This is a genomic window from Bradyrhizobium genomosp. I (2014) (assembly GCF_000261685.1).
GTDB lineage: Bacteria > Pseudomonadota > Alphaproteobacteria > Rhizobiales > Xanthobacteraceae > Bradyrhizobium.
In genome coordinates, this window is record NZ_AJQE01000073.1 from 1 (window position 1) to 17,676 (window position 17,676).

Here is a 17,676-nt window from a genome sequence, read left to right on the forward strand (position 1 = left end):
GCCGGCAATGCCTCGCTGGCCAACGGTGCGTCATGTGACGAGTCCGGCTGCGTGACGCCGCTCGCGGACGGACGGCTGGTCGCGCTTTCCCTGCGCATCGACGCGCTGATCGATGATTGCAGCCGCGCCGCGCTGGTGGTGACGGCGCGGCCCGCGCCGCCCGATTGCGCGGCGGTGGTGGTCGATCGGCCGCGTCTCGCCAGTCAGGGCGCGCTGGCTCTGACGCAGCGCGGTGACGGCTTCTCGGTTCAGGCGGTGAGGGCCAGAGGCACGAGCCGCCCCTGGCTGCCGGCCGGCGCCGGCGAGGGCGATTTCAGCGGCGACCTTGCGCCGAGGGCCGCGGCGACCCGCAACCGGGACGCAACGCCATCCGAGACCGACTTGCAGGCTGACGATTGAGGACAGGGGGATGGGATACCGTTGGACGCAAACCATGCCATCTCGCCGGCCTCGGCCGGCGATGGCATTTCAATCCTGGCCCTCGACCGATGGGCCGGGGCGACGACGTCAGCCGATCGGCAGGCGCGTGATCGTGGGCCGCGTGCCGGCGACGGTCTGCGGCTTGTGCTCACGCTCGCCAACCGGCTGGGTCACCGGCAATTGCAGCACGGTCGCGCGCTGGCCTTCGACCAGCTGCGTCACCAGCACGTATTTGCCGTCGGGGAATTCGATCGCGTCATGATGGCGATCGGGAATGTGCGGATCGACCTTGCCGAACTTGCCGACGCGGGAGTTGACGGTGCGCGTCCAGATCCAGCGGTTGTCGTAACGGACATTGTCGGCGAAAGCGAGCTCCGTTCCCGGCAGCAGGCAGACCGCGACGGACAGATCGGCTTCGGAGGCGAAGCCGCGCGTCGAAGTTCCGCGGAAGGTTGTCGTGACGATCGTCTCGCCGACTTCGGCGGGGCGCGTCGCGACGGCATGCAGGCTGTAGTCACACATCGGGTGCTCCTCATGCGAAGATAGCAACCCGCACCTCCTATGGAGGCACAGGCCTCTATCAGGGTGAAAGTATACGACGCTCTGCTTGGTTGTAGGCAAATCTGCGGCTGGGCTTCGCAAGCCGCGATCACATTATCTTTCCCGGATTCGATAGGAACAAAGCCGACGCCTGCGCATTCGAAGCCGCATCTCGGCGCCCCGCGGGTGCCGACCGACTCGCTATTGCCAGCTCGATTGCTGAGGCTGCGCGATGCACCGCGCGCGTTGCGGATATGCTCGCAGACCGCCGCTTCATTGCGCATATGGCGGTGTCATTGTGTGGCAACGGCTTGCAGCGCTGATGCTGCGATCAGCGCTGCAACGATTGTCCATGAAGGATCTGGCGCATGGCGTCGGCTCGAACTTTCAGGGCGCGAAGCCATGTTGCTTCGAGCGGCGTGCCGAGGATGCAGCGCCGGAAGAGGGGCCGGATAATCTGAGCAGAACCGGAATAATCATCCAGCCGGAGCGGATACGATCCGCTCCAATCGGTGTCGGGCGACCGCCGGACCGGTCAGTACTTCCGGTAAAGCCCGATCAGCTTGCCCTGGATCTTCACGCGGTTCGGCGGAAGGATGCGGACCTCATAGGCGGCATTGGCGGGCTCGAGCGCGATCGAGGCGCCGCGGCGGCGGAAGCGCTTGAGCGTGGCCTCCTCGTCGTCGATCAGCGCCACCACGATGTCGCCGGTATCGGCGCTCTCGTTGCGCTGGATCAGCGCCATGTCGCCGTCGAGGATGCCGGCCTCCACCATCGAATCGCCGCGCACTTCGAGCGCGTAGTGCTCGCCCGAGCCGAGCATGTCGGGCGGCACGCTGATGGTGTGGCTGCGGGTCTGCAACGCCTCGATCGGCGTGCCGGCCGCGATGCGGCCCATCACCGGCACCGCGACGGGACGTTCGCCGTCGTCCGCAGGCGGGCTGGAGGTTGCGCGCACCTTGCCGAGATTGCCCTCGATGACGCTCGGCGTGAAGCCGCGGCGATTGCCGGCGGCGGCCTGGAGCTCGGGCAGCTTGATCACCTCGATGGCACGGGCGCGGTTGGGCAGGCGGCGGATGAAGCCGCGCTCCTCGAGCGCAGTGATCAGGCGATGGATGCCCGACTTCGAGCGCAGATCGAGCGCATCCTTCATCTCGTCGAAGGACGGCGGCACGCCGCTCTCCTTCAGACGTTCGCTGATGAACCGCAGAAGCTCGTATTGTTTGCGCGTCAACATCTCGACCAAAGTCCCCCGGTTGATGTCGTTCGATTCCGAGACGATGAAATCAGCGATAAGCCGCTACATCCTCGAAACAAATCATGAACGGACACTATATGTTCGATATGTGTTCCGCAACTGCTTAATTTAGCGTGAACGCGACGAAGTTCGCGGAACGCGTGTGGCCGCGCGACTTAAAGGGGGAGCCGCAGCACCTCGCAAGGCGTGCCGGCCTCGGCCTTCGGCGCGAACGGTGCGCGTACGAGAAGTACCTGTGCCGCAGCGAGATTCGCAAGCAGAGAGGAGTCCTGATGGCTGACGGGAAGGGCGACGAGCGTGCCGTCGCCGCCTGTCTCGAGGCGCGCACGCAGATAGTCCTCGCGCTGGTCGTTGGCGCCGAGATCACGGCCCAGCACGGCGCGCTCGCGGTGATGATGAATCACCGAACGGCCCGACAGGGCGCGAATCAGCGGCACCATGAACAGGAAGGCACACACGTATGATGACACGGGATTGCCGGGCAGGCCGATCACGCGCATGGCGCCGAGCCGTCCGTGCATCATCGGCTTGCCGGGCCGGATCGCGATCTTCCAGAACGCCATCGCGATGCCTTCGCCCTCGAGCGCCTGCTGGACCAGATCGTGGTCGCCGACCGACGCACCTCCGGTCGTGATCAGGATGTCGGCGCCGCTGTCGCGGGCGCGGCGGATGCCGGCGGAAGTGGCCTCCAGCGTATCGGCGGCAACGCCGAGGTCGATGGTCTCGGCGCCCTCGCTGCGGGCGAGCGCGTGCAGGGCATAGCCATTGGAATAGACGATCTGGCCGCGACCGGGCGTGGTGCCCGGCAACACCAGTTCGTCGCCGGTCGCGAGGATCGCGACCTTCGGACGGCGGCAGACGGCGAGCTGCGGGTAATTCATCGCAGCCGCGAGCGCGAGATCGCGCTCGGTGAGACGGGTACCTTTGCGCAGGAGCACGTCGCCTTCAGAGAAGTCGACGCCGGCGGGGCGAATGTGCCGACCGGGAATCGCGGCTTCCTTGATCATGATGCGCTTGCCCTCGGCAACCGTATCCTCCTGGATCACGACCGCGTCGGCGCCATCGGGAATGACGCCGCCGGTGAAGATCCGAACGGCTTCGCCGGGGCCAATCCTTCCCGCGAACGGACGGCCCGCCGCGACCTCACCGATGACCGTCAGCCCTGAATCGATCGTTGCCGCGTCGGCCGCACGCACCGCATAGCCGTCCATCGCCGACATGGCTTCCGGGGGCTGCGTGCGCCGCGCCGCGACGTCGCGCGCAAGCACGCGATGGTAGGCCTCATTGAGGGAAACCATCTCTTCGGGCAGCGGCTCGGCGCCGGCCAGCACCGCGGCAAGCGCGTCAGAAACCGGCATGAGGGCCACGGGCGGAAACTCCTGCAAATGGGTGGCGAGAGTTCTAGCCGAGTGCGGGCACGAGGCAAAGCAGCACGCAGGACGATTAATCCTGCGTGATTTCCGTCGTGGAGGCGGGAGCTCAAGTCCGACGGGGCATGATCCGGAAGGCGAGACAGACCGGCACGAGGACGGCGATGGCGAGCACGAGCGCCACGGCCAGCCTCGGTCAACTCGCGGTCGGATCGTCCGGACCGACGCCCCTGGCGACGTCGGGAGCTTGGGGACCTTGATCCTTGTCGGGCAGCGGATCGGCCCGGGATTTCAGGTCGGCGGCCTTGCTGATCAGCTTGGCGGAAAGGTCAGAATCCGAGGTCGTTCTGGCGAATTCAAGCAGGAGAGAGGCTTGCTTGGTCAGATAGGTTTTGCCCAGCACGTCGATGAGTCCGATGTAGAAATCCCAACAGACTCAAGAGTCCGGAGGCGGTATTCTGTTCCCGGAACTCCGTACAAAAATGCACGGAGTGCTTGGGTTCCTCTTCTTACGCAAATTTAGCTCCGGAAACCGGGCGGCGGACTCTCGCGGCGATCGGTTCGCCTCAGATGCCCAGTGCCTTCAATGCGTTCCCGACGTCGCCGGGCGACGTCACGTGCACGGCGTTCAGACCGCGTGCCCGCGCGCCCTCGATGTTCTCGGCGAGATCATCGAAGAATACGATGCGCTCCGCCGGCACGCCGATCGCCGCCACGACATGGTCGAAGGCCTCCGCATCCGGTTTGCGCAGGCCGATGCTGGACGACAGATACAGATCGCGGAAATGGCCGAGCACGCCGGCATATTCCTTCGAGAAATAGTCCACGTGCGGCCGATTGGTGTTGGAGAAGGCATAGAGCGGCATCTGCCTTGCCGCGCGCGGCAACAGCTCGGCGATGTCGGGCATCTCGCCGGCGAAGATCGCATTCCAGCCTTCCAGGAACTGCGCGTCCGAGATGCCGATTCCGAGCGAAGCGCGCAGCGAGGCGAAATAATCCTCGTCGCTGATCTTGCCCATCTCGTGCAGCCGGTAGGCCTCGTCACGCACATAGCGCGCGACGATGGCCTCGGGCTCGCAGCCCGCATGTCCCGCCCAGCAGGCGATCGCCTTGGAGAAGTCGATGTCGAGCACCACGCGCCCGAGGTCGAACAGGAGCGCATCCGCGCTGCCGGGAGAGAGCGATGTCATTGCGTCCCTTTCACTTCGGTATCGGCAAGTCAGTAGCGATAGGGCTCATGGTCGAACAGCGGGAACGCGCTGAACACGCTCGGCGCGTTGGTGGCGGTCGCCGGATGCAGGCAGGACTTGTCGATCTCGGCGAATGAGGTGGCGCCCAGGAGGCCGAGGCAGCGCAGCACCTCGTCCTCCAGCAGCTCCAGCATCCGTGCGACTCCGGCTTCGCCTGCCGCCGCCAGTGCCCAGCATTGCAGCCGGCCGATGCCGACGAGATCCGCGCCCGCCGCGATCGCCTTGACGATATCGGTGCCGCGGCCGAAGCCGCCGTCGACCATGATCTTGGCGCGGCCCTTCACGGCCTCGACGATCTCCGGCAGCACATGCATGGCGCCGCGGCCGTGGTCGAGCTGGCGGCCGCCATGGTTGGAGACGTAGATCCATTCGACGCCGTGGTCGAGCGCGATCAGCGCGTCCTCTGCGGTGGCAATGCCCTTGAGGATCAGCGGTATTCTGAACCTGTCCTTGATCATCTTCACGGTCCGCCACTCCAGGCCCTTCTGGAAATCGCCTCCGGTGGCGCGCAGGCGGCTCTCGCGGACGTAGCGCTTGGCGATGTCACGTTCACGACGGCTGTAATGGGCGGTGTCGACGGTCAGGCAGAAGGCGGCATAGGCGCTCTTCTCGGCCCGGCTGACGACGTCGGCGACGAAGGCATCGTCGCCGCGGACATAGAGCTGATAGAGCCGCAACGCGTCGGGGGCGGCCTCGGCGGTCTGCTCCAGCCCTGGCTCGGACACCGAGCTCAGCATGTGTGCCGCCCCGAAAGTGCCGGCGGCGCGCGCCACGCTTGCCGCGCCATCCGGATCGAATATCTCGAGGGCACCGACCGGGGCGAGCACCACCGGAAGGCGCATCCTGCGGCCGAGCTGCTCGACGGAACCATCTACCTTGCGAACATCGCGCAGCACGCGCGGGCGGAAGGCGATCTCGTCCAGCGCCATGCGGTTGCGGCGCATCGTGGTCTCGGTCTCGGCCGCGCCGACGATGTAGTCCCAGGCATTCTGGTTGAGGTTGGCGCGCGCCTTCCGGATGAACTCGTGCAGATTCTGGAACGGCTCGTTACTGGCGCCGAGTTCGACGTTCCGTTCCGACCGGATGCGGGGCGCTTCGTTCATTGTTGTCCTCCCGAGAATTTGAAGTCTTGTCGTCATCGCCTATCGCGTCCGGCCCTCCAAAACCATCCTAAAATCGCATAGCTGCGAGGCGTGGCGGCCCGGCCGGTTTCCGCTTTGCGCGAAACAGTTTCGGAACGTTGCCAAAAGTTTAGGCCAGGGCGAAGGGATTTTTCGGTATGCCCGCCGGCGTGGCATCCCGGCCTTGAAGAAACCGGAATGGTATTGTGAGAAATGGGCTGGATCGCCATTTGCATGGCGTGCCCCAGCCCCCAAGAGAACCGCCAAGCAAAAGGCTACCTCATCCATGCGGAAAACCCTGCTGTTCCCCCTTGGCGCGCTCACCGGAGCGTGTCTGACCCTTCTGGTAGCGAGTCCGCACGGCGGAGTATGGGCGGCGCGGGCGGCGGCGAGCGCGGATGATGCCTATTCCCAGCTCAATTTGTTCGGCGCGGTGTTCGAGCGGGTCAAGGCCAGCTATGTCGAGAAGCCGGACAACGCCAAGCTGATCGAGGGCGCGATCACCGGCATGGTGACCTCGCTCGACCCGCACTCGCGATACATGAACGCCAAGGCGTGGACCGAGATGCAGGAGACCACCTCCGGCGAGTTCGGCGGCCTCGGCATCGAGGTCACGATGGAGGATGGCCTCGTCAAGGTGGTTTCGCCGATCGACGACACCCCGGCGTCGAAGGCCGGCCTCATGTCCGGCGACCTCATCAGCAAGATCGACGGCGAGGCCGTGCAGGGCATGACGCTCGAGCAGGCAGTCAACAAGATGAAGGGCCCGGTCGATACCAAGACCAAGCTTACCATCGTGCGCAAGGGCGCGGACGCGCCACTCGACGTCGCGATCACGCGCGAGATCATCCATGTCCGCCCCGTGCGCTTCCACGTCGAGAACGGCGACATCGGCTATATCCGCGTCACCTCCTTCAACGAGCAGACCACCGACGGGCTGAAGAAGGCCATCGCCTCGATCTCCAAGCAGGTCCCGCAGGAGAAGCTCACCGGCTACGTGCTCGATCTGCGCAACAATCCGGGCGGCCTGCTCGATCAGGCCGTGTCGGTGTCGAGCGCCTTCCTGCAGCGCGGCGAGGTCGTCTCGACCCGCGGCCGCAATCCGGAAGAGACCCAGCGCTTCACCGCGCATGGCGGCGATCTCACCAAGGGCAAGCCGCTCGTTGTGCTGATCAACGGCGGCTCGGCCTCGGCCTCGGAGATCGTCTCCGGCGCGCTGCATGACCACAAGCGCGCGACGCTGATCGGCACGCGCTCGTTCGGCAAGGGCTCGGTGCAGACCATCATTCCGCTCGGCGCGGGCAATGGCGCGCTGGCGCTGACCACGGCGCGCTACTACACGCCGTCGGGCCGCTCGATCCAGGCCAAGGGCATCGCGCCCGACATCGAGATCCTTCAGGACGTGCCGCCGGAGCTGAAAGGCCGGATGGACACCATGGCGGAATCCCAGATGCGCGGGCATCTGTCGGCCGCCGATGGCACCGAGCAGACCGGATCGCAATCCTATGTCCCGCCGAAGGAGGAGGACGACAAGGCCCTGCATGCGGCCTTCGACTTCCTCCATGGCGTGACCGCGAATGCGGTTGCGGCCAAGCCTGCGCCGAAGGCCGCGGTGCCGAACTAGGTCTTGCGACCTTCGGATATGATCGCCCGGGAGCGGATCACCGCTCCCGGGCGAATTCGTTTGGGGACCTGTCTCAACTCGGATTCATGAGGGCAAAGGTCGCCTCGTAGCGGCCGTCGCGCTCGGCCCAACGGCGGGCGCGGTCGCGCTCGACCAGCACCTCGTCGCGGGGATGAACCCGCAACTCCAGCAACTGCATGACCTCGGTGGCATAGGCAGGAAGCGGCATGGCGCGCGCGTCGCTCGCCTGCTGCGCGCCGGTGAGTTCGGTCTGCACATAGGGTGGCGCAAGCTCCAGCACCTCGATCGGGATCTTGCGCAACTGGTGCCGCAGCGACTGCAGCCAGGAATGCAGGAACGCCTTGCTGGCGCAGTAGGTCGGGAAGTCGGCGCGGGGCACGAAAGCGAGGTTCGAGCTGGTCGCGACGATGGTTGCGCTCGGTTGCGATTTGAGAATCGGCAGGAACGCGGCCGTCACCCGCAGAACGCCGAGGATGTTGGTCTCGACGATAGCTTCCGCGTCGGCTGTGCCCCAATTTTCCGCAGTCATGTCCTCCGCCCGCGAGATGCCGGCGTTGGCGATCAGCACGTTTAGTTCGGGGAAGCGTTCGCGCATCTCAGCCGAGAGGCGTGGCAGGCTTGCGGGATCTTCGAGATCGAGTGGAAGACGGATCACGTCGGGACGTTCAGCGGTGATCTGATCGAGCAGGGTCTGCCGTCGTCCGGTGACGATGACGCGATTGCCGCGGTCGTGGAAAGCCTCGGCCAGGGCGCGGCCGATGCCGCTCGTTCCGCCGGTGACGAGGATTGTGTTGCCAGTCATCTTCATAGTTGCCTCTCAATGGAGTTGAGGGCCACGGCAAAGCCTGAAAATCCCGGCGGCGACAGCCGCCAAGACAGCCAACATCCAGGCGCGGGCGAGCCGTGCCGGACGTCTTGAAGGGATGAGCTGTCGCAACCGCGCGAGTGAAGGCATAACCGTGGCGTCTCGTGAATCGAGATCTCCCAGCCGGGATCCTCTCGACAAAGGACGCGTTGGATGACGGTAACGCCTACGGCAGCGGCGTCTCACGCGGCTGCGCATGTGGAAATAATTGGGGCGCCGGCCATCGTCAAGTCTTGGAGGCTCGGCCTCCGAGAAGGACCTAGCCGGCCTCGCGCCGGCGGCTCTCGCTGCCTTTGCGCTGGGCGAGCCGGCTGCGATGCAGCGCGAACAGCTCCAGCATCTTGTCGGCGGGCATTGCGGCGCTGAACAGATAGCCCTGCATCTCGGAGCAGCCGAGCGTGCGAAGCAGGCGCTGCTGCTCCTCGGTCTCGACGCCCTCGGCCGTGGTGGTCATGCGGCGGGAGGCCGCCAGGTTGACGACGGCCTGAACGATGCTAGCGGAGCCGTCGGGACGGGCGATGTCGTCGACGAAACAGCGGTCGATCTTGATCTTGTCGAACGGGAAGCGGTGCAGATAGCTCAGCGACGAATAGCCGGTGCCGAAATCGTCGAGCGCGATGCGCACACCGATGGCACGGAGCTGGTGCAGGATCGCGAGCGCGGCATCGTCGTCGCGGATCAGCACCGCCTCGGTGATCTCGACCTCGAGCCGGCTCGCCGGCAGGTTCGACGCGGCAAGCGCCGCCATGATCTTCAGCGCCAGCGTGCCGCTCCTGAACTGGACCGGGGAGACGTTGACGGCGAGGCGGATGTCGTCGGGCCAGGCGGCCGCGTCCCGGCAGGCGGTCGCCAGCACCCATTCGCCGATCTCGTTGATCAGGCCGGTGTCTTCGGCGATCGGGATGAACTCGGCCGGCGAGACCATGCCGCGCTCCGGATGGCGCCAGCGCACCAGTGCCTCGCAGCCGGTGATGCGGTCGTCCTTCAGGCCGAGGCAGGGCTGGTAATAGACCTCGAGCCCGCCTTCGAGACCCCCTTGGGCAATGGCATGGCGCAGGTCGCTCTCGAGCTGGCGGCGCTCGCGGACCTTGGCGTCCATTTCCGGCTCGAAGAAGCGGTAGGTGCGGCGTCCGGCGGACTTGGCCGCGTACATCGCCATGTCCGCGTTCTTGAGGATCTGGTCCAGCACCGTGCCGTGTTCCGGCACGAGCGCAATGCCGATGCTGGCATCGGTGGTGAGATGATGGCCCATGCAGTCGAACGGCGTGCGGATGGTTTCGAAGACCCGCGCGACGAGCTCGTTGACCTGGTCCAGCGACGTCACTGCGCTCTGTACGATGGCGAATTCGTCGCCGCCGAGGCGCGCCACGAAGTCCGCCGGGCCCGCACAGCGGCGGAGGTTCGCCGCTACCGATTTCAACAGCTCGTCGCCGACGAGATGGCCGAGCGCGTCGTTGACGCCCTTGAACTCGTCGATGTCGATGTAGTGCACTGCGATCTGTTCGTCGTCGCCGACCGCGGCCAGCTCTTCGCGCAGATGCTCGTGGAACATGGCGCGGTTGGGCAGGTCCGTCAGGGCATCGTAATGGGCGAGATGGATGATGCGCTCCTCGATGCGACGGCGCTCCGTGATGTCTTCATGGGTCGCGACCCAGCCGCCATCCGCGAGCGGTTCGTTGAGGATGTGGATCGAGCGGCCATCGGAGGTATCGACCACCATGGAATTGCGCACATGGACGTCCTTCAGCACGAGCGCGACGTAGGCGTCGAGGTCGCCCGTGAACGAGCCGGTTGCCTTGCGATGGGCGATGATGTCGTGGAAGCTGGAGCCGGGCTTCACGATCTCGGCCGAGAGTCCGTACATCTCGATGTAGCGCTGGTTGCAGATCACGAGCCGCCGCTCGGCGTCGAACAGCAAGAGGCCTTGCGACATGTTGTTGACGGCGCGGTCGAGCCGCTGCTTTTCCAGCGTCAGCCGTTCGCGCGAAAGGCGGTGCTGCTCCAGCAGCTTGCGGACGATCGCGATCAGCACGCCCGCGATGGCGAGCGCGGAAGAGGCGGCGACCGAGACCAGGATGCCGATCTGCTCGCGCCAGTCCGTCAGAGCCGCCGCGCGTGTCATGGTGGCCATCATCAGGATCGGGAAGTGGGGCAGGGCACCCGAGGAGATCAGCCGGTCGTCGCCGTCGACGGGGCTCATGAAGCGTCCGGCGAAGTGATCGAGACCGAAAACCCTCTGATGCTCGAATGGGCCGGTCTTGAAGTTCCGGCCCATCAACGCGTTGGAATGGGGATAGCGCGCGAGCAGCGTACCGTCGCGATGCAGCATGGAGATGGTCGCGCCTTCACCAAGCGCGACCGAGGCGAAGAATTTCTCGAAGTTGGTCGGCTCGATGCCGCGCCCGACAACACCCAGGAATTCGCCGTTCGGCCCCAGGATCCTGCGCACGATCAGGATCGTCCAGGCGCCGGAGATGCGGCTGTGCAGCGGCTCGATCAGCACATCGGGCGAATAGGGATCGTATTTGAAGGTGCGGAAGTAGGCGCGATCGGCGACGTTTACTTTCGGAGCCGGCCATGCCGCCGACGAATTGATCAGATTGCCTTCGGCGTCGATGATGTTGACGCCGCCGATATAGGGTAAGGCCTCGATCTTCGAACGCAACATCCGGTGGACGTCCTCGCCCGAGAGGCGCTTGCGATAGTCCTCCACGGTCGCGATTCCCGTCGCGCGGACGTGGTCGACGAAATCCTTCTGGATGACCGCGAAATCCTGCAATTGCTGATCGAAATGGTGGGCGAGCAGTAGCGCGGTATTTTCCAGCTCGCGGGCGGAGTTGCGCAGCGCCCGCTCGCGGAAATTCTGCGCCATCAGGACCGAACCTATGGCGATGGCAGTGATCAGCAGCGTTCCGCCCACCACCAGCCAGCGGATCGGCCCGCTGCGCACGACGACTTGGTCAAAGAGACGACTGCCGAATTTCATCTTCATGCTGGATCATTGCCGCGCACACGTCAGGATCAATTCATGACCCGGAGAACACCCGTTGGTTTACGGGGGCGGTGTGGAGGTAAAGTTAGGAAGCGCGGTTAACGAAGCGTGAATGGTCGCATGCAAAGGCAATCGATGCGCGCGGCGGGAGAGGTGGGTCGTTACGGCAAGCGCGCTTCAGGCGCGATAATGGCCGGACTTGCCGCCGAGCTTCTCGACGAGATGGATGGCTTCGATGCGCACGCCGCGCTCGACCGCCTTGATCATGTCGTAGATGGTGAGGCAGGCGACCGAGACGGCCGTGAGGGCCTCCATCTCGACGCCGGTCGGGCCCGTCACCTTCACGCTGGCGCGAACGAGGCAGCCCGGCAGTTTCGCGTCGGGCTCGATCTCGACCGTCACCTTCGACAGCGCGAGCGGATGGCAGAGCGGGATCAGCTCCGAGGTGCGCTTGGCGGCCATGATGCCGGCGATGCGCGCGGTGCCGAGCACGTCGCCCTTCCTGGCGTTGCCGGACACGATCAGGTCGAGCGTTGCCCTGGTCATGACGACGCGGCCTTCCGCGACCGCAAGCCGCTCGGTCGCGGGCTTGTCCGAGACGTCGACCATCCGCGCCTCGCCGGAGGCGCCGATATGGGTGAGGGCGGGGTCGGCGTTTGATTTGGCCGTCTTCGTCCTGGCTGGCTTCGGATTGGCTGGCTTGCGCGCCATGTCAGCGCGTGCCCGTCGCGCGCGCCGTCGTCTTGCGTGCGAGCAGCGCGCGCGTCGCCGCAGTGACGTCGGCCTGCCGCATCAGGCTCTCGCCGACCAGGAATGTCGACATGCCGACGCGCTCGAGCCTGGCGAGATCGTCGGGCGTGAAGATGCCGCTCTCGCCGACCATCAACCGATCCCCAGGGATCAGCGGCGCCAAGGCCTCGCTGGTCGCAAGCGTGGTCTCGAAGGTGCGCAGGTTGCGGTTGTTGACGCCGATCATCGGCGACCGCAGCTTCAGCGCGCGGTCGAACTCGGCGCGGCCATGGATCTCGATCAGCACGTCCATGCCATGGGCGATGGCAGCGTCTTCGATATCGCTCGCGGTGGCATCATCGAGCGCCGCCATGATGATCAGGATGCAGTCGGCGCCGTGCGCGCGCGCCTCGACCACCTGATAGGTGTCGAACATGAAGTCCTTGCGCAGCACAGGCAGCGAAGTCGCCGCCCGCGCCGCGACCATGAAGTCGAGATGGCCCTGGAATGAGGGCGTGTCGGTCAGCACCGACAGACATGCCGCGCCGCCCGCCTCATAGGCTCTTGCGAGTGCCGGCGGGTCGAAATCGGCGCGAATGAGACCCTTCGACGGCGAGGCCTTCTTGACCTCCGCGATCAGTGCATAGTCGCCATTGGCAAGCTTGCTCTTGATCGCGCGCAGGAAACCGCGCGGCGCGGAAGCCGCCTTGGCTTGCGCCTCGACGGCGGAGAGCGGACGCATCCGCTTCGCCGCCGCGATCTCCTCGCGCTTATAGGTCTCGATCTTGGTCAGGATGTCGGACATGCGCAATTCAGCTGTTGGAGACTGAGACCAGGTGCTTCAGCTTGGCGTTGGCCGCGCCGCTGTCGATTGAGCGGACGCCGATCGCGACGCCCTCCTTGAGGTCCTTGGCGCGGCCGGCCACGACCAGCGCGGCGGCGGCGTTGATCAGCGCCACATCGCGGTAGGGACTTGGCTTGCCGTCGAGCACGCTTTGCAGTGCGATCGCATTGGCATCGGCGTCACCGCCCCTGAGCGCGCCAGCCTCGCAACGCGACAGTCCGGCCTCCTCAGGCGTCACCTCGAAATTCCGGATCTCGCCATTGTGGAGCGCGGAGACGAAGGTCGGACCGGTGAGGGTGATCTCGTCGAGCCCATCGGAGCCGTGCACGACCCAGGCGGATTCCGAGCCGAGGTTCTTCAGCACCTGCGCCAGCGGTTGCACCCATTGCCTCGAGAACACGCCGACCATCTGCCGCTTCACGCCGGCCGGGTTGGACAGGGGGCCAAGCAGGTTGAAGATCGTGCGCGTGGCAAGCTCGACCCGGGTCGGGCCGACGTTCTTCATGGCGGGATGGTGGGCGGGGGCGAACATGAAGCCGATTCCGCATTCGCGCACGCAGCGCCCGACCTGCTCCGGCTTCAGATCGATCTTCACCCCGAGCGATGCCAGCACGTCGGCCGCGCCCGAGCGCGACGACAGCGCGCGGTTGCCGTGCTTGGCGACCGGCACACCGGCGCCAGAGACGATGAAGGAGGCGCAGGTCGAGACGTTGACCGAGCCGGAGCCGTCGCCGCCGGTGCCGACGATGTCGACGGCGTCAGGCGGCGCCGTCACGGTCAGCATCTTGGAGCGCATCGCCGAAACCGCGCCAGTGATCTCGTCCACGGTCTCGCCGCGCACGCGCAGCGCCATCAGCAGGCCGCCCATCTGCGAGGGCGTGGCTTCGCCCGACATCATGGCGTCGAAGGCGGAAGCGGCTTCGTCACGCGACAGGCTGGCGCCGGTCGCCACTTTTCCAATGATCGATTTCAGGTCGTCCATCGCGTGCTTTCAACTCACTGGTTCGCGCCGGTCACCTGCGCGAAGGCGGCCTGATTAATGGTGGTCCCGATGTCGGTTTCAAGCTTGTTGACGTAGGAGGCGACCTGCTCCTCGGTCTGGGCCCGGACGAGGCTTTCCTTCAGCTTCTTGACCGCGTCGGAGGCCATGTCGACCGCGGGATCGATGATGTCGGTGAGGCGGAAGACGATCACTTCGCTGCCGCCGCTCACGGCCGTTTGTCCGACGCCGTCCTTGGCGGTGCGGAAGGCGGCCGACACGACGGCGGCGGGCACGCCGGCGGGCGAGTCGTCGCGCTTGAAGCCCGCCGCGGTCTCGACCTTGGCGCTGATCGCAGCGGCCTCGTCAGCGAGCTTGCCGCCTGCTTCGAGCTTCTGCACCATCTCCGTCGCCTTGGCCTTCAGCTTGGCCGCGATCTGGTCCTGGCGCCAGCGCGCCTCGACCTGGTCGCGGACCTCGTCGAGATTGCGGTCGCGCGAGGGCGTGATGGCAAGCACGTCGTACCAGACATAGCCGCCTTTGAACGAGATCGAGTCGTTGTCGACGCCGACGTCGGTGTTGAAAGCCTGCGATACCACGTCGAGGCCCTGCGGAATGTTGGCGACCGGCTGGCCGTTCGGGGCGCGGCCGGAACGGTCGACGGCGTCGATGGTCACGGCGGTGAGGCCGAGCTTCTGCGCCGCGTCGATCACGCTGGCGCCGCCGCCGCGCTCGTCCTCCATCTTGTCGCGGAGGTCGGCCACCTTGACGCGCGCGCGCTCGGTGGCGATCTCGCGCTTGATGTCGCCGGCCAGGCTGGCGTAGTCCGCCTCTTTGCCCGGCTCGATCTTGTCGACCCTGACGATCGATGTGCCGAGAGCGCCCTGGATCGGCTGGCTGATCTCACCGACGGGAAGAGCGAAGGCGGCGGCGCCGACCGCGGGATCGAGCGAAGACTTGGTCACGAGGCCAAGATCGACGTCGGAGGCACTCAGTCCGCGCTCCTTGCCGAGATCCTCGAATGACAGCCCGCCGGCGAGCCGTTCGCGCGCGGCTTGCGCCTCCGCGGCATTCGGGAACACGATCTGGTGGATCTGGCGCTTCTCCGGGGTGTCGAGCCGGTCCTTGCGCTGCTCGAACACCTTCCTGGCGTCCTCGTCGGAGACCTCGGTCCATTTGCCGATCTCTTCCGGCGAGACCACGACGAATGCGATCTTGCGATATTCAGGCGCGCGGAACTGGACCTTGTGATCCTCGAAATAGGTGGCGAGGGCTTCGGGAGAGGGCGGGTCGATCTGGCCGGCTTGGGCTGCGTCGAGCCTGACGAATTCGATGGTGCGCTGCTCGTTCTGGAAGCGCGTCAGCACGTCGATCATCGCCTTCGACGGCTCCACGCCGGCGCCGATCGTGCCGGTGATCTGGCGGCGCAGCGACACCTTGCGCTGCTCGGCGACGTATCGCTGCTCGGTGTAGCCGAAATTGCGGATCATGGCCTGGAAGCGGTTCGCATCGAAATTGCCACCGACGCCCTTGAAGTTGGGGTCGTTCATGATGAGCTGGCGGATCTGGTCGTCGGACTGGCCGAGCCCGAGCCGGCGCGCCTCTTCGTCCAGCGCTGCTTCCGCAATCGTCTGCTGGAGCACCTGGCGGTCGAGGCCGAAGGCGCGCGCCTGGTCGGGCGTCAGCGGGCGGCCGAACTGGCGGCTGATCTGTTGCAGGCGGTCGGTATAGATCTGGCGGAACTCGTTGAGCGAAATCTCGGTGCTGCCGACCTTGGCCACCGTGGATTGCCCGAAGCCGCGGAAGATATCGGCGATGCCCCAAATGCCGAAACTGATGATCAACACGCCCATCACCACGGCCATAATGGTTTTGCCGAGCCAGTTTGATGAGGCCTTGCGCATTCCTCGAAGCATTTGGTCCAACTTGTTTGGTCAGGAGGGGAACGGAGCGCGTCTTAATGCAGATTCCGCAAAAGCGCGTCACCAAATTGATAGATCATCATAAAGTGGCGGCTTTCCCCCCGCAACCTCGCCTCGCGTGGCCCTCGAGGCTGCGGTTGAAAGCCTCAAGGCGTTCTCCAGCGACGTGGACCCCGGTTCGCGTCACGAAAACGCGTCAAAACAAGAATCTGGAACTGCCGCGACGGCTCTGCTAGCGCATCCACACACCTCATTTTGCTGGACCTCGACATGACCGACGCCATCCGACCGCTGATTGCGGGCAACTGGAAAATGAATGGGCTGAAGGCCCAGGCTGCCGAATTCGACGCCATGCTCAACGGTGCGGCAGACGTGGCCGGCAAGGCCGACCTGCTGGTTTGCCCGCCGGCGACCCTGGTCGCCGCCTTCGCCGACAAGGCGCGGGGCAAGAAGGTCGCGGTGGGAGCCCAGGACTGCCATCCCAAGGCCTCCGGCGCCCATACCGGCGATGTCGCCGCCGAAATGCTGGTGGATGCGGGCGCAACCGCCATCATCGTCGGCCATTCCGAGCGCCGCGCTGATCACGGCGAGGGCGATGCTCTGGTTCGGCACAAGGCCGAGGCCGCCTGGCGCGCCGGGGCGACGGCGATCGTCTGCATCGGCGAGACGCAGGGCCAGCGCGATGCCGGCCAAACCCTGGACGTCCTGCGCGGCCAGCTCGACGGTTCGCTGCCAGACGGTTCCACTGCAGCCAAGCTGGTCGTGGCCTACGAGCCGGTCTGGGCGATCGGCACCGGGCTGACGCCGACAGCCAAGGATGTCGAGCAGATTCATGGCTTTATCCGGGAATTCCTGATTTCCCGGTTCAAAGTCGAGGGTGCCAGAATGCGCGTCCTCTATGGCGGATCGGTCAAGCCCTCGAATGCGGCCGAGCTGATGGCGGTGAAAAACGTCAACGGCGCGCTGGTCGGTGGCGCCAGCCTGAAAGCGGCCGATTTCCTTGCGATCGCCAAAGGCTGTCCTAACTAAGCGCCACCCCTGGCGAAAAGGGCTGCTCCTGGCTAACTCAAACCACTGGTTCGGATCCGATCGGGGGTGGCAATACCCCTCCCGATCGTGTAACACCGCGCAACTTCAGGAAAACCCGCGAAGCGCGATCGGCCGCCGTCAGGCGCCGCCCGCTTGTGACGGAAGGATATCATGCAGACCGTTGTCATCGTCATCCACCTCATGATCGTCGCCGTCATGATCGGTGCCGTCCTGCTCCAGAAGTCGGAAGGCGGGGGACTCGGCATGGGCGGAGGCGCGGGCTTCATGTCGAGCCGCGGCACTGCGAACCTTCTGACCCGAACCACCGCGATCCTGGCCGTCGGCTTCTTCCTCACCAGCCTGTTCCTGTCCTGGTACGCCGGCTACGACCGCAAGCCGTCGTCGATCATCGGCCAGCCGTCGCAGACCCAGCCGGCCGGCGGGTCGCCGATCGCGCCGCCGACCTCGGGCGGCATCCTGGATTCGCTGAAGAAGGCGGACGAGCAGCAGCAGGCGCCGGCTCCGAGCGGCCCGCAGGTACCGCGCTCGCAATAAAGCAGGGGGGCCATGCAGGGCGGCTGCTACCGTCCTGCGTCAACAATCCCCATCAAGGCACTGTCACCACTCTTAGTTCTGGCTCACCCACAGGCCCGCAAAATCTTTCGGGGCGGAATACGAATCGCTTTGGCGAATCGAATTCGAGGGATTAGAG

15 protein-coding genes and 1 pseudogene are annotated in these 17,676 nt (G+C 65.6%); 4 read left to right on the forward strand and 12 right to left on the reverse strand.

Translation table 11 applies throughout. The annotated features are described in order from the left end of the window. Nucleotides 1-399 (forward strand): annotated as a pseudogene (locus IC50_RS07235) (ComEC/Rec2 family competence protein); the annotation flags it as partial. Between the two features lie 108 nt (nt 400-507). Here IC50_RS07235 and IC50_RS41950 read toward each other — a convergent pair. From IC50_RS41950 to IC50_RS07265, 6 genes are all read right to left on the reverse strand, one after another. Further along, nucleotides 508-942, reverse strand: coding sequence for a hypothetical protein (locus tag IC50_RS41950; RefSeq protein WP_035702367.1), 435 nt, complete (start codon nt 940-942; stop codon nt 508-510). 553 nt (nt 943-1,495) lie between these two features. Further along, nucleotides 1,496-2,197 (reverse strand): transcriptional repressor LexA, encoded by a 702-nt coding sequence (gene lexA, locus IC50_RS07245; protein ID WP_035702430.1) that lies wholly within the window; start codon nt 2,195-2,197, stop codon nt 1,496-1,498. A 176-nt stretch (nt 2,198-2,373) separates the two neighbouring features. Further along, entirely contained in the window at nt 2,374-3,585 is a 1,212-nt protein-coding gene (locus IC50_RS07250; protein WP_035702433.1) for a molybdopterin molybdotransferase MoeA, read from the reverse strand. A gap of 199 nt (nt 3,586-3,784) precedes the next feature. Continuing rightward, complete coding sequence (locus IC50_RS07255) at nt 3,785-3,991, reverse strand: hypothetical protein (protein WP_035702372.1); 207 nt, start codon at nt 3,989-3,991, stop codon at nt 3,785-3,787. Between the two features lie 163 nt (nt 3,992-4,154). Next, entirely contained in the window at nt 4,155-4,778 is a 624-nt protein-coding gene (locus tag IC50_RS07260) for an HAD-IA family hydrolase (protein WP_035702375.1), read from the reverse strand. Nucleotides 4,779-4,807: 29 nt separating this feature from the next. Next, entirely contained in the window at nt 4,808-5,941 is a 1,134-nt protein-coding gene (locus IC50_RS07265; RefSeq protein ID WP_035702378.1) for an alpha-hydroxy acid oxidase, read from the reverse strand. A gap of 304 nt (nt 5,942-6,245) precedes the next feature. Between IC50_RS07265 and IC50_RS07270 the strand changes: the two genes are divergently transcribed. Beyond that, nucleotides 6,246-7,583 carry a S41 family peptidase gene (locus tag IC50_RS07270; protein ID WP_035702381.1) on the forward strand — a complete coding sequence of 446 codons (1,338 nt, stop codon included), beginning with the start codon at nt 6,246-6,248 and terminating at the stop codon, nt 7,581-7,583. A 73-nt stretch (nt 7,584-7,656) separates the two neighbouring features. On the opposite strand, the gene IC50_RS07275 is transcribed toward IC50_RS07270, so the two are convergent. The 6 genes from IC50_RS07275 to IC50_RS07300 all read right to left on the reverse strand — a co-directional run bounded on the left by IC50_RS07275 (nt 7,657) and on the right by IC50_RS07300 (nt 15,929). Next, on the reverse strand, nt 7,657-8,406 hold the full coding sequence (locus IC50_RS07275) for an SDR family oxidoreductase (protein WP_244429554.1): 750 nt from the start codon (nt 8,404-8,406) through the stop codon (nt 7,657-7,659). A gap of 322 nt (nt 8,407-8,728) precedes the next feature. After that, nucleotides 8,729-11,461, reverse strand: a complete 2,733-nt coding sequence (locus IC50_RS07280; RefSeq protein ID WP_035702388.1) for a bifunctional diguanylate cyclase/phosphodiesterase — start codon at nt 11,459-11,461, stop codon at nt 8,729-8,731. A 177-nt stretch (nt 11,462-11,638) separates the two neighbouring features. Beyond that, entirely contained in the window at nt 11,639-12,172 is a 534-nt protein-coding gene (gene moaC, locus IC50_RS07285; protein ID WP_035702391.1) for a cyclic pyranopterin monophosphate synthase MoaC, read from the reverse strand. 1 nt (nt 12,173) lies between these two features. Continuing rightward, entirely contained in the window at nt 12,174-12,995 is an 822-nt protein-coding gene (gene trpC / locus IC50_RS07290; RefSeq protein WP_035702394.1) for an indole-3-glycerol phosphate synthase TrpC, read from the reverse strand. Between the two features lie 7 nt (nt 12,996-13,002). Continuing rightward, complete coding sequence (trpD, locus tag IC50_RS07295) at nt 13,003-14,016, reverse strand: anthranilate phosphoribosyltransferase (RefSeq protein ID WP_035702396.1); 1,014 nt, start codon at nt 14,014-14,016, stop codon at nt 13,003-13,005. A 14-nt stretch (nt 14,017-14,030) separates the two neighbouring features. Beyond that, nucleotides 14,031-15,929, reverse strand: a complete 1,899-nt coding sequence (locus IC50_RS07300) for a SurA N-terminal domain-containing protein (protein WP_035702399.1) — start codon at nt 15,927-15,929, stop codon at nt 14,031-14,033. 276 nt (nt 15,930-16,205) lie between these two features. On the opposite strand from IC50_RS07300, the gene tpiA reads away from it, so the two are divergent. Both tpiA and secG read left to right on the forward strand, forming a co-directional pair. Beyond that, nucleotides 16,206-16,964 carry a triose-phosphate isomerase gene (gene tpiA / locus IC50_RS07305; RefSeq protein ID WP_035702402.1) on the forward strand — a complete coding sequence of 253 codons (759 nt, stop codon included), beginning with the start codon at nt 16,206-16,208 and terminating at the stop codon, nt 16,962-16,964. A 171-nt stretch (nt 16,965-17,135) separates the two neighbouring features. Continuing rightward, nucleotides 17,136-17,519, forward strand: coding sequence for a preprotein translocase subunit SecG (gene secG / locus IC50_RS07310; protein WP_035702405.1), 384 nt, complete (start codon nt 17,136-17,138; stop codon nt 17,517-17,519). The last annotated feature ends 157 nt before the right edge of the window (nt 17,520-17,676 follow it).